The organism is Xylanibacter rarus (genome assembly GCF_001275135.1).
Taxonomy (GTDB): domain Bacteria; phylum Bacteroidota; class Bacteroidia; order Bacteroidales; family Bacteroidaceae; genus Prevotella; species Prevotella rara.
In genome coordinates this window covers 1-13068 of record NZ_LFQU01000018.1, presented here as the reverse complement: position 1 = coordinate 13068, position 13068 = coordinate 1, and the positions used below count along the sequence as shown (strand labels likewise).

The window sequence follows — 13068 nt, the reverse complement described above, 5'->3', positions numbered from 1 at the left end:
ATTATTGCAGTTTCTTGGCGTTTGTATGCTTTCTGACAATTTGCATGAATTCGTCGCCCGTTATGGTTTCTTTTTCTATCAGGAAGCCAGCAGCCTCGTGCATTATTGTCATGTTGCCGGTTATTATTTCTTTTGCCTTTTGATGGGCTTTCTTAATCAGTTTCAGCACCTCGCGGTCTATTTCGGCTGCCGTATCAGCCGAACATGTCAGCGAAGAGTCGCCGCCAAGATATGCGTTGCTGACGGTTTCGAGCGCCATCATGTCATATTGGTTGCTCATTCCGTATCGGGTAACCATGGCACGGGCCAGTTTCGTAGCTTGCTCAATGTCGTTAGACGCACCTGTTGTGACGGTATTCATGACTGTTTCCTCGGCAGCACGTCCTCCGGTGAGCGTCACGATGCGGTTGAATATGTTTTCTTTGCTCAGCAGCACCTGTTCGCCTTCATCTACCTGCATAGTGTAGCCCAGGGCGCCCGACGTGCGCGGTATTATCGTTATTTTGTGAACCGGAGCCGAGTTTGTCTGCATTGCAGCCACCAGCGCATGTCCTATTTCATGATAAGCTATGATTTTCTTTTCGTCGGCAGATATCACCTTGTTCTTCTTCTGTGCTCCGGCAATTACTGTTTCTACGCTTTCTTCAAGATCAGACGTTGTTACACGCTTGCGGCCCATGCGCACGGCACGCAGTGCAGCCTCGTTGACGATGTTTGCCAGTTCGGCACCTGACGAGCCGGCAGTGGCTCTTGCAACAATGTCGAGGTCTATTTCCTCGTGTCTTACATTAGCCAGATGCACCTTAAGTATGGCCTTCCTGCCTTCAAGGTCGGGCAATTCCATCTGTATGCGCCGGTCGAAGCGGCCCGGACGCAGCAGCGCCTTGTCGAGAGTTTCGGGCCTGTTGGTGGCAGCAAGGATTACCACACCCCGCTTTCCGTCGAATCCGTCCATTTCCGTAAGCAGCTGGTTGAGAGTCTGTTCGCGCTCGTCGTTGCTCGAGAAACCGCTGTCGCGTCTTTTTCCTATAGCGTCAATCTCGTCAATGAATATTATGCATGGTGCCTTCTCGTTGGCCTGCTTGAACAGATCTCGCACCTTTGCTGCACCCATGCCTACGAACATCTGAACAAACTCTGATCCGGATATGGCGAAGAAAGGCACTTTTGCCTCACCGGCCACAGCACGTGCTATGAGTGTCTTGCCTGTTCCGGGAGGTCCTACAAGCAGCGCTCCTTTGGGCAGCGATGCTCCGATTTCGACATATTTACGCGGATTATGAAGAAAATCGACGATTTCCTTCAGAGTGTCTTTTGCCTCGTCTTGTCCGGCAACATCAGCGAAAGTTGTCTTTATGTCAGCATCGGCATATATCTTGGCTCCTCCGTTGCCGAACGACATGAAGTTGCCGCCGTCGCCCATCCTGCTTCTGATGCTTCTGGCGGCCTGTCGCCATATGAGATAGAATATGATGCCGGGGAGAATCCACATGAGCAGGAAGTTGAGCAGAGGGGAGTTTTCCTGAGGTATAATTTCATTGAAAGAAATCTTGCCCGACTTGTTAGGACTCTTGGCAGACAGCAGCCTGTCTACCAATTTTGGGTCGTTAATCTCACCTGTCTGATAAGTTATTGTCTTGCCGTCGGTTTCTTTCGCCGTGAAGTAGATGTGGCTGCTCTTAATCATAACGTCCTTCACCTTTCCGCTGTCCACCTTTCCGACAAAAGTGCCGTAGTCGGTTTCGATTATGCGGCCACGTCCGAATTTAGGGAATATAAGGCCGTTGAGAAACAGCACAAGCAGAAAGCCCCACAGAAGTCCGTAGTATGGATTTGTCTTTTTCTGGTTCTGAGTGTTTGTCTTCTTCATAAAAACTGTTTTTTCCGGTTGCAAAGATAAATACATGCGCTGCATGAACCGTTACCGGAAAAGAATAAAAAATGTGCAATATTTCACATAAATGAGGCGTATGAAGGTTTGTTGATGTATGTCTGGAATTTGTTGAGTGTTAAACCAAAACCAGATATTGGAATCAATAAGGATTGTAGTTTTATGTGGAATGTTTTGCAGCCTGTTTTCTCGAAACTGTGTCGGGTTGTTTAGATAAGTGGTAAATGGCAAGATGAAAATAGAAAACAGAGAGTGTGTTGAGAATATAAATGTACTTTTAAAAGTAAGACAAATGCGGACATATGGCCGACGTTGTTAGGTTATAAGGCATGTCTTGATGACATAAAAAATCCGAAGCTGACAGAGCCGGACGTGGCTGAGGCATGTTGCCTTGTGCTGTTAGCTTCGGATGATATGATGTTACAGTGCATTCAGGGCTACGGCCGGCGTGGCCCCGGATGCTGTTGTTATGTCTAGATGAAGAGGTTGACGCCTGCTTCTTCAGCCTTCTGCATGTAAGAGGCTACGCCGCCCACGGTTACGCCGTCGAGCAGTTCCTCCTTCTTTATGCCCATCATGTCCATTGTCATCTGGCATGCTATAAACTCGACGCCGTTGTCCATTGCCTGACGGATGAGCGACTCGAGTGAGTCGATATTCTTCTTTTTCATTATTCCGCGTATCATTTTGCTGCCCATGCCCATCATGTTCATCTTTGACAGGGCAAGACTGTTGCTGCTCTTGGGGAGCATGTGGGCAAACATCTTCTCGGTGAGAGTCTTCTTTACGGCCGGGCCGTGCTTCTTCTTTATGACGTTGAGGCCCCAGAAGGTGAAGAAGATAGACACTTTGCTGCCTGTGGCGGCTGCGCCGTTGGCAAGAATGAATGTGGCTATGGCGCGGTCGAGGTTATCGCTGAAGCATATAAGGGTCTTGTTCTTGCCGGCAGGAGCGCATGCGGCGGCAGGCTTGTCGTCAGCTTGCTGCTTCCTGATGAGGACGGTGTGACAGCCGTCGGTGCACGAAGCCGAAAGGAAGGCGTTGCCCGTTGACTTACACCACGCCTTTGCGTCTGACGGGAAACCGGGGTCGGTGGCCTTTACCTCTATAGTCTCACCGGGCTGCATGTCGTCGGTGGCCTGTTTCAGCTTAAGTATCGGACCGGGGCACTGCAGTCCGCAGGCATCAATGGTAAGCGTTGCACGGCTGTCGCTGCATTGACTGCCCGGAGTGCAACTGCACGAACAAGAAGAATCGTCGTTGTCATCGTTGCCGTCGGCACACTGAAGGTCTTGTGTGGCCAGCTGATAAGTCTTGTAGCCGCCCGAAAGGTTGCGCACTTCGTAGCCGTTGGCCATAAGTATGCGTGCGGCGATGTAGCCTCTGAGACCTACGGCGCAGAACGTTACTACGGGCTTGCTCTTGTCTATCTCGCCCATGCGCTCGCGGATGTCGTCTACGGGAATGTTGACGGCCCCGCTGATTGTGCCGAGGCTGAATTCGGAAGGTGTACGGGTGTCGATAATCTGAACCTTGCTGCGGTCGAGACCGTCGATGTCGCGCCAGTAGATAACAGGCATCTTGCCGGATATGATGTTGGCGGCGGTGTAGCCAGCAATGGCTATCGGATCCTTGGCCGACGAGAACGGAGGAGCATAAGCCTGCTCAAGGCGGATAAGGTCGTAGATGGTGCCCTTGTGTTTGATGATTATGGCCAGCTGGTCGATGCGCTTGTCTACGCCTTCGTGTCCTACGCACTGCGCGCCGTAGAGCGTGCCGTCTTCAGGATTGAAGGTGAGCTTGGTGGTGATGAAGAACGCACCGGGGTAATATTCGGCATGAGACATGCTTGTTGTAGTGCTGCTCTGATATTTGATGCCGAGTTGCTTCAGGCGCTTTGCAGGAAGGCCCGTAGAACCTACAACTACATCAAACACTTTAGCAATAGACGTACCGATGGCTCCTTCATATTCGGTTGTATTGCTAAACACCATGTTGTCGGCCACGATGCGTCCCTGACGGTTAGCCGGTCCGGCAAGATAGTTGAGCCACGGCTCGCCATATTCTGGATGCGGATATTCTATGGCATCGCCTACGGCATATACGCCCTTGGCCGATGTCTCGAGATATTTGTCTACCTTGATGCCACGCGCGCCAAGCTCTATGCCGGCACTCTTGGCAAGCGCCGTATTGGGGCTTACGCCGATGGAGAGCAGCACGAGGTCGGTTACAATGCTCTTGCCCGACTTGAAGAACACGCGTATGCGTCCGTTGTCCTTCTCGAAGCGCTCAACGGCTGTGTTGAGATGAAGCGAAACACCCTGACTGAGCAGTTCGCGGTGGACATGAGAAGCTATGCTGAAGTCGACCGGTGCCATTACCTGCGGAGCCATCTCGACAATAGACACGCGGGCACCGGCATGACTGAGATTCTCTGCCATCTCGAGTCCGATGAATCCTCCGCCTACAACAACGGCGCTCTTTACGCTGTGCTGCGTAAGATAGTCTTTTATGCGGAATGTGTCTTCAACGTTGCGCAGGGTGAATATGCCCTCGGTGTCGATGCCGGGGAACGGAGGTCTGACGGGCGACGAGCCGGGCGAGAGCAGCAGGCGGTCGTAATGCTCGTCAATAACAGAGCCGTCGGGGCGGCGCAGCGTTACGGTCTTGGCCTTAGTGTCGATGCTTATGGCCTCGGTGTTGACGCGCACGTCGACGTTGAAGCGGCGTCCGAACGACTCGGGTGTCTGCACAAACAGCTTGTTCTTGTCGGCAATAGTGCCGCCGATGTAGTAGGGCAGTCCGCAGTTGGCATATGAAATGTGCGGCCCCTTTTCAACCAATATTATCTCGGCCTTTTCGTCGGCCCTGCGAATGCGTGCGGCTGCGGTGGCTCCACCGGCAACTCCGCCAATGATGATGTGTCTCATGTCAGTGTGCTTGTTTTAATTATTATTGTTTGTTGTTATTTCTTTTTCGGTCATGCTTTCGGCTATCAGGCGCAGCTCTTCGGGCAGCGAAAACTGCGAGCAGTGTATGCGGTCGATAAGTTCGCGGCCCTTCTTGGTGAGGTGGAAACTCATGCAGCGGCTGTCGTGTGGGCACACGTTGCGCCTTATGTAAGCCTCCTTCTCGAGCGATGCAATCACCTTGGATGCGTTTGAGCGCGAGAGTTGAAGTTCGTCGGCTATCTCGCCCGAAAGCATCTTCTCTTTTTCAGACAGCACGCAGAGCAGCATGGCCTCGTTGAAGTTGAGGCCGAAGGCCTTCTGTAGCTGTAGTTCAAACTCGCTTATACAGCGGTATATCTTTCTTATCTTGCAGATGCAGTTGTTGTTCATGTCGATATTATTTTGCCGTTACATATTATGGTGAAAGATTTTTTAATCCTTATATTATTTCCATTGGAAAACATTGCAAATATAGATATTTGTTTGTTATAAAGATAATTTCCGATAGAAAATAATTTGTTTTGTAACATTTATTTGCTAAAAGGCCTGTCTTTTAACACTTTCCAATGGAAAATAAATCTGTAATAGGCGGACGTGTGTATGTCATGAGCCATGCGGTGATATTGCCAGTGAGCAGTAGGGCAGGCAATTGTGTTGTGCGTTCAAGTCAGCAGAAGCTGGGCATAAAGATGCTTGAGGCATGCGGATATGAGCATGGACGAAGGTTATGCATTAGGCTGCATGAATAGGTATAATGGCTATGAAAACGACGCCACGGATGAAAGACCGCAAAACGGATTGTGAAAGGTGTCCTTTTGCATTGTAATATGCCGTCTTTCAGGATGCAAAAGGATACATATCAGAAATAAGGCAGGAAGAAGAGTTGTGTGATGAGTTGGAAAAACAACTCGTCACACTGTATGTGTTTGAAAATAAATGACTTACATACGAATGTGACGAGTTATGAGTTTTTAAAGAAAAATTTTATTTGTTTGATTGCCTACTGGTGCGGCGCGTCTTGTCCGCATCATACCGCAAGGGCATGGCCATTATGCCTTCATGATAATCTGGTTATAGTAAGGATACGGAATCTCTATCTTCTCGACGTCGAAACGCTCCTTGATAGCCCTCAGCAGGTCGCACTTCATGGCAAAGGCGTTGCCCGTGGTAGACGCCCACGCCCATGCACGCAGCGTTATGGCAGAGTCGCCAAGATTGATAACGCGTATGACAACCTGCGGCACATTGTTGGCTTTCTCCTCGTCGGTGCGATGGTCTATGAGCATCGGGTGCTTCATAATCTCGTCTCTCATCACGTCGATGGCATGGCCGAGGTCAGTGGTGTAAGACACGCCGACTTCTATAAAAGAGCACGTGGTGGTTTCGCCATAAGACGAATTGACGATGGTGCTTGAGTTGATCTTGTTGTTCGGAATGAGAATCATGCGGTTTTCGGCGTTCTGTATTACCGTATGGCGGAGCGTAATCTCCTTGACTGTTCCAACGATGACGTTGTCAACCTGGATAAAGTCGCCCACCTTAAACGGACGCGAAAAGATGATGAACAGTCCGCCTACGATGTTAGACAAGGCCTCCTGAGAAGCAAGGCCGACGGCCATGGCCATGATACCGGCACTGGCGAGGATTGAGTTGCTGACCTTCTCCATGCCCGGAATGAGCGACAGAAATGCAGCCACACCTATGATGTATACGGCGGTGGTGATTATCTGGCGTATAAAGCTTATCTTTGTCTCGTCGAAGACAATGCGGCCGCGCTTTCTCTGCGAACGGTTGAACAGATACTTGATGAACGCATTGAGTATGCGCACGAACACGTAAATTAAGAAACCCTTGATTAAGAACACGACAATCCAGCGGATTGACAGTCCGAAGACTTCCATGTTTAGCATTTCATTGATATTCATGGCGTTATGATTTAGTTTTATTTATAATGATGTGTCATGTCCAGCCTTTGCACATTGCTGCCGGATATGTGGCCCCGACTGCATGTTGAAGCTTGGTATATGCAAAGATAAGAAATAAAAATATAAAAGATGAAATAATATGCATAAAATGTGCTACCTTTATTTACACATTTTATGCAGCACGGCCATTTCGCGTAGCTTTATGTCTTGCAGGTTAGAGGATATTCTGATTTTTTGTCGTATCTTTGTGCTTGCCGGCAGAATGTGATGTAGATGGCTGTCGGCAGAAAAACATTTGAAATGAGAAAACGTACTAATAATGGAAGAAAGCCTGTGGAAGGAAGTCTGTTTGGCGATGACGATTTTGAGCCTTGCATGCCGGCCATAGACCTGAGTAAATACAATTTTGATGAAGTGTTCGGGCGGTTGGCGAAGTCGGACTTCAGGCGGCGCTTCCGGCTGAATGATGAGATGAAGGATTATGTAACGGAGAAGGGACTTGGGCGCATTGGCATGCATGCAGCTGACATAATAAGAAAAAGACTTGCACCGGCCGTTATACCAAACGACGGAAAGCAGACACCGATGAAAGGACATCCCGTGTTCGTGGCACAACACGCAACAGGATGCTGCTGCCGGGGCTGCCTGTCAAAATGGCACGGCATTGAGTCGGGGCGTGAACTTAAGGCCGCTGAGCAGGAGTATGTAGTGGCTTTGCTGCTGACCTGGATATCCAGACAATTATAACGGCATAAAGACTACACCGGAAGATTTTCTGCGGTGTGCTTTATGCCGTCATTTTCGATATAACGTTCCGCTACGAAACGTTTAAGTGCAGACAGGCTGTCTGCATGATGTTATCCCTAAACCTCAAAAAACTTATAAGGCATTAACTATTGTCTTAGTTCTTGTCGCCGGCCCAGTCCTTGGCGTTTATTGCCTCGAGGAGCTTGATGGCGTCTACATACTGAGCTATGCCGTCGGCAACGTTTTTGGCGTCGCGCATGGCAAGTACGACGGTCGAGGGGCGGTTTACAACGTCGCCTCCCGCAAACACACCCTTGCGGCTCGTCATTCCGCATGGAGTCTCGCGTGTTAGCACGTATCCGCTTTCGTCAACCTCAATGCCCTTGGTGGTCGACACTACGCGGCTGGCGGGCACGGAGCCGATGGCCATGAGCACCTTGTCGGCCTTTTCTGTGCGGCGCTCGCCGTTGTGCTCTATGACTACGCCGTTGAGAATGCCGTCCTTGTCGAGAATCTCCACAATCTTTGACTGCCAGTTAAACTTGACACCCTCTTCGACAGCTTCTTCGTATTCGGAGCGAAGGGCGCTCATCTCGTTCACCGTGCGGTGATAAACAATCTCGACATCCTTTGCACCCATGCGGATGGCCGTGCGGGCACCGTCCATGGCTGTGTTGCCGCAGCCGATGACAAACACACGGTCGCCTTCTTGTATGGGCACGTCTTCGCGCGCAATGTTTCCTTCGTTGTATAGACTCACCTTTCTTAAGAAGTATACAGCCTGACGTACGCCTTTGAGGTTTCGTCCGGGAATATCCGGTTTCTTCGGCTTTACTGTACCAGTGCCCATGAATATGGCGTCGAAGCCACGTTCAAAGAGCTGGTCGATGTTTATGTCGGTTCCAACAGTGGTGTTGCAGTGGAACACCACTCCAAGTTCTTCAATCTTTTTGATTTCGCGTCTTACTATCTCCTTCGGCAGTCGGTATTCAGGGATGCCGAACATGAGAACGCCGCCTGGTTCGGGTTCCATCTCGAATATCTCAACGTTGAAACCTTTGCGTGCCAGGTCGCCGGCAATGGTAAGTCCGGCTGGTCCAGAACCGATTACGGCTATGCGTCCGCGTGTCTTTGGCTGCAGGTTCTCGCGTATCAGGCCCATGCCGCCGTCGAAGTCGGCTATGAATCTTTCCAGCTTGCCAATATGTATCGCCTGTCCTTTCTTGCTCAGTACGCAATGTCCCTCGCACTGCTTCTCGTGCGGGCATACACGTCCGCATACAGCCGGCAGGTTACTCTTGTCGTTGATTATCTTCATGGCGTTACCGAGATTACCTTTCGAAAGCTCGTGAATCCAGTCGGGAATGTCGTGGCTTATGGGGCATCCTTTCTTGCACTGCGGAACTTTGCAGTGAAGACAGCGCTTGGCTTCGTTTATGGCTTCGAGCATGGTATAGCTCTCGTTTACCTCGTGAAATAACTCTTTTTGTTCTTCCATTTGCTTTAAAGTAGTTTGAGTATTGTAAAATTATTTGCAAAGATAGTGTAATTTTTGACTTAAATAAAAAAATAGTGTGACGAAAATGAAAAAAGTCATCATAAAATGTTTTTACAAAATAAAATTTAGTATCTTTGCGTGCAATTTTTTTGGTAAATATTATTTATTTGCGTCTTATATGGTGGTTGTGTAAATCGGCGAAAGACGTATATTTTATATAAAAACAATATTAGACTATGATCTCTGCATTTGACAAAACATTTAAATTAGGTATTCTCTTGTCAGTTATCGACTGGCTTACATTTAATGTAGTATTCTTGTTGTTCACGCTGTTTTCAGGAGCAGATACGAGCGGAGAATTTGTGGCTGATTTGTTAATGGCAAATGTCTCATATGTTGTTGCATTGCAGATTGTTACCATAAGCCTGCATCACAGACAGGCTCAGCCGGCAAAAGTGCTCAGCAATACTTCACGTACATCAGCTATATTCATAGTGCTGTATGCGGCAGTGTTGGGTATCATGGGATTTTCCGTACCGGGGCTTGCTTATTGTATCGAAATATCTCTACTTGTTTTTCTTGTTACAAGTATTGAGCGACTTTTACTTAGAACATACATTAAGCATAAGCGAAGTGTTGGCCGGAACAGAGTTGATACCATAATACTTGGTACAGGACAAATGGAACAGAAAATTGCTGACGTGATGACTAACGTCTGGAACGGATACAATCTTTTGGGATATTTTATCAAAACAGATTCTGACTCAATGACAAACAGCTCTACAGGTGAGGAACTTGCTTATCTGGGAGAGGAGAGCGAACTGCTGCCTTTTATAGAGAATAATCATGTTGACGAACTCTATATCGGCGTAATGCCGGATAAACTGAAAGAATATAAGGCTCTGATGAGGCTTTGTGAAAAGCATATGATCAGAACATATTATGTGCCTACCATATCTTACGGAGAATTCCGCAGTGCGAAGGTTATGGAGTTTGGCGACATTTATGTCATGTCGCAGTATAACGAACCGCTGAAGGATATGCGCAACAGGATACAGAAACGTGTATTCGACTTTGTGGTTTCGCTGCTGTTTATATGCACATTGTTCCCGATAATATTGATAATTGTGGCGATAGTGTCAAAGATAACGATGCCCGGACCGTTGTTCTTTAAGCAGAAACGTACCGGATATGACGGAAAGGACTTCGTGTGCTATAAGTTCAGGAGCATGAAGGTAAACAAGGATTCTGATAAAGTACAGGCTGTCAAGGATGACCCGAGAGTGACTAAATGGGGCTTGCTGATGCGTCATACCAACATTGATGAGCTGCCTCAGTTTATAAATGTACTTAAAGGAAACATGAGCATTGTCGGTCCGCGTCCGCATATGCTTGCTCACACCGACTATTATTCCCAACTTATATCAGACTATATGATACGCCATTACGTAAAGCCCGGTATAACAGGATGGGCTCAGACTCATGGTGAGAGGGGAGAGACAAAGACTGTGGATGACATGAAGCGTCGTGTGGAAAAGGATATTTGGTATATTGAGCACTGGAGTTTCTGGCTCGATATTCAGATAATATTAAAAACCGTTTCTGATGCCATTCATGGTGATGAAAAGGCTTATTAGAAGGATAGTAGTGCTGATTGCATTTAGGCTATATATAAACGGGGATGTCGATTTGGGACGCATCCCCGTTTGTTGTTGAAGTATTAGATGTATCTTGATTTTATGATAGATGTGATAAATTCGTTTGTCTGTGGAGCAGTGGCGTCCTTCTCGCGGATTTTTCTTGTTTGGAGATGAGGGATAATGCGTTTGGATAAATTATACCTGATTGTAGCTATGACGCTGTGTCCATATTCTTGATTATCATGTTTTATGGTTGTCTTTCTGTGATTGTTTTTTGCGTATGGAGATATAATTCCGAAATAATAGTACTGTTGTCGTTTCCTGCTTAATCTTGGTGCTTACATTTTTAGCAGATCTGCGTTAATAAAAAAGGAGAAAACAGTTTTTACACCGCTTTCTCCCTTGCAAAATTTAACCCTCTATTTATTATTTATCATAGGTAAGGAACTTTGTGTTCGTGATTTTTACGTCAACGTTATTGTCAAAGTCCTTATCTTTTTTCGTGTAGAAGAATGTACAGTTGTCTATTGTAACGTCATGTACGCACTTCAAGCCCGGTAGTCCGTGTGCCGAAATGGCTGTTTTTGTGTTTCGGCATACGACGTTTGATATATGTATGTCTCCAAAGTCAGGTGCAAAAGGTGCGTCGGTGTAGGTGGCTGTTTCAGCCTTGTCTTCTTTTACGCTGTATTTCTTGTCGATATAAGTGCACTCAAATACAATGGCTTCATCTTTGATGTCCGTCATGAAGATGTCGCTGATATACAGCCCTTCAACCTTTCCGCCGCGTCCTATGCCGCTCTTGAAGCGCAGACCTGTGTCAGTGCCGCTGAAGCGGTTGTTGCGTACAACAATGTTCTTTATGCCTCCGGTGAATTCGGAGCCTATGACAAAACCGCCATGAGCATGGAACACCGCATTGTTCTCAATGAGAATGTTCTCACATGGTCCATATTTGAGACCAGACTCTCCGGCTCCCGCCTTCATGCATATTCCGTCGTCTCCGGCGTCGATGGTGTTGTTGACAATCAGGACATTCTTGCAGCTGCTGATGTCGAGAGCGTCGCCGTTCTGGGCGTTCCACGGGCATCTTATTGTAACGTTGTCAACTATCACGTTGTTGCAGCGTGTAGGGATGAGGTGGAATTTGGGCGAGTTCTGAAGTGTAACGTCTTTTACGAGCACATTCTCGCAGTCAGTTATTCTGATGAGGTGTGTGCGCATCTTTTCCTGTGCCTCGGGTGTGGCTGCTATGTTTTCGTAATGCTTGAGGTTGAACGGAAACCACAGTTTGCCTCCTTCTGTCTCTGTGCCTCCCATATAGAGAAACTCTTTCCACTCGGCGTCGCTTACTTTAGAACGCTTTACAGGACGCCAGAATGCGCCGTTGCCGTCGATTACGCCTTCGCCGGTTATGCTGATGTTCTTACGCTTGCTTGCGCTTATCAGTGGAGTGCATTTGTCGTCTTTCTTGCCGTTTTCTTCTTTTATAAACAGACTCTTTTCGGGTGAAGCCATTATTATGGCGTTTTTCTCTATGTGCAGATCAATGTTGTCCTTAAGCGAAATCATTCCCGTCAGCCATATTCCGGCAGGCACCACAAGATGGCCTCCTCCCTGCTTGTTCAGTGCGCTTATTGCTTTTCTGAAAGCTTCTGTATTAAGAGTTACGCCGTCTCCTACGCCTCCGAAGTCTTTAAGATTAACGGTGTTTGCCGGTATGACCGGTGCAGTTGCTTTAGGCATTTCAACCGGAAGGTTTTGGTAATAAGTGTCGTAGTCACTTGCCTGGGCAAAGTTTAATGCAAGCATAAATGCTACGCATAGAGATAAAACTTTTTTCATTTTGATTAGTTAATAAGTTTATTTTTACTTTAGTATTTAATATTCCAATTTATTTAATATGTTCATGTCCGGGTGTTTTGTCCCCGTTCATGTATGGGCTGTTCAAATAATTATGTATATACGTTGATGTCGTTTGATTATTTTTATAGTTTGCGGTAAATTTTTTGCAAATGTAATGCAAGTTGGAGACATTTCCAAATAATAAATATTCTAACATGATAATTTTATGTGTTTTTAAATTTTACATAAAATATTGTCCATGTGTTTTTACGGGTAAATTATGGGCAAAATAGGGAGATTTTGGGCAAAAATAAAATTTTTGTAAAAAAAGTTGCTGAAAAATTTGGTGGTAACAAAAATAATGCCTACCTTTGCACTCGCAATTGAGAAACAAACACCAATCAGTTGTTAGGGACGCGCTTGTAGCTCAGTTGGTAGAGCATCTGACTCTTAATCAGAGGGTCCAGGGTTCGAGCCCCTGCAGGCGTACAAAGAGACACTTTCGAGTGTCTCTTTTTTTTGTTTGTGCATATTGTGTTTTTGTTTAAAAACGGCTAATCCGATAAATAGT

Annotated in this window: 9 protein-coding genes and 1 tRNA gene; 4 read left to right on the top strand and 6 right to left on the bottom strand. The window is 47.1% G+C overall.

Going from position 1 to position 13068, the window contains the following annotated elements:
* Window position 1: 1 nt before the first annotated feature.
* The 3 genes from ftsH to ACU52_RS09550 form a co-directional block, all read right to left on the bottom strand.
* Window positions 2–1870, bottom strand: coding sequence for an ATP-dependent zinc metalloprotease FtsH (gene ftsH, locus ACU52_RS09560; RefSeq protein WP_053398647.1), 1869 nt, complete (start codon window positions 1868–1870; stop codon window positions 2–4).
* A gap of 494 nt (window positions 1871–2364) precedes the next feature.
* A complete protein-coding gene (locus ACU52_RS09555) occupies window positions 2365–4821 on the bottom strand; it encodes an FAD-dependent oxidoreductase (RefSeq protein ID WP_053398646.1) in 2457 nt (818 codons plus the stop codon).
* A gap of 15 nt (window positions 4822–4836) precedes the next feature.
* On the bottom strand, window positions 4837–5232 hold the full coding sequence (locus ACU52_RS09550) for a MarR family winged helix-turn-helix transcriptional regulator (protein WP_053398645.1): 396 nt from the start codon (window positions 5230–5232) through the stop codon (window positions 4837–4839).
* A gap of 176 nt (window positions 5233–5408) precedes the next feature.
* Between ACU52_RS09550 and ACU52_RS09545 the strand changes: the two genes are divergently transcribed.
* On the top strand, window positions 5409–5591 hold the full coding sequence (locus ACU52_RS09545) for a hypothetical protein (RefSeq protein WP_053398644.1): 183 nt from the start codon (window positions 5409–5411) through the stop codon (window positions 5589–5591).
* 300 nt (window positions 5592–5891) lie between these two features.
* On the opposite strand, the gene ACU52_RS09540 is transcribed toward ACU52_RS09545, so the two are convergent.
* A complete protein-coding gene (locus ACU52_RS09540; RefSeq protein ID WP_021854783.1) occupies window positions 5892–6767 on the bottom strand; it encodes a mechanosensitive ion channel family protein in 876 nt (291 codons plus the stop codon).
* A 300-nt stretch (window positions 6768–7067) separates the two neighbouring features.
* Between ACU52_RS09540 and ACU52_RS09535 the strand changes: the two genes are divergently transcribed.
* Window positions 7068–7514, top strand: coding sequence for a DUF4186 domain-containing protein (locus tag ACU52_RS09535; protein ID WP_053398676.1), 447 nt, complete (start codon window positions 7068–7070; stop codon window positions 7512–7514).
* A gap of 154 nt (window positions 7515–7668) precedes the next feature.
* Here ACU52_RS09535 and ACU52_RS09530 read toward each other — a convergent pair whose 3' ends face one another.
* On the bottom strand, window positions 7669–9012 hold the full coding sequence (locus ACU52_RS09530) for an NAD(P)-dependent oxidoreductase (RefSeq protein WP_021854780.1): 1344 nt from the start codon (window positions 9010–9012) through the stop codon (window positions 7669–7671).
* Between the two features lie 236 nt (window positions 9013–9248).
* Between ACU52_RS09530 and ACU52_RS09520 the strand changes: the two genes are divergently transcribed.
* Complete coding sequence (locus ACU52_RS09520; protein ID WP_082335238.1) at window positions 9249–10649, top strand: undecaprenyl-phosphate glucose phosphotransferase; 1401 nt, start codon at window positions 9249–9251, stop codon at window positions 10647–10649.
* Between the two features lie 429 nt (window positions 10650–11078).
* Here ACU52_RS09520 and ACU52_RS09515 read toward each other — a convergent pair whose 3' ends face one another.
* A complete protein-coding gene (locus ACU52_RS09515) occupies window positions 11079–12497 on the bottom strand; it encodes a glycoside hydrolase family 28 protein (RefSeq protein WP_021854776.1) in 1419 nt (472 codons plus the stop codon).
* A gap of 416 nt (window positions 12498–12913) precedes the next feature.
* Between ACU52_RS09515 and ACU52_RS09510 the strand changes: the two genes are divergently transcribed.
* Window positions 12914–12986, top strand: a tRNA-Lys gene (locus ACU52_RS09510).
* Window positions 12987–13068: the final 82 nt, after the last annotated feature.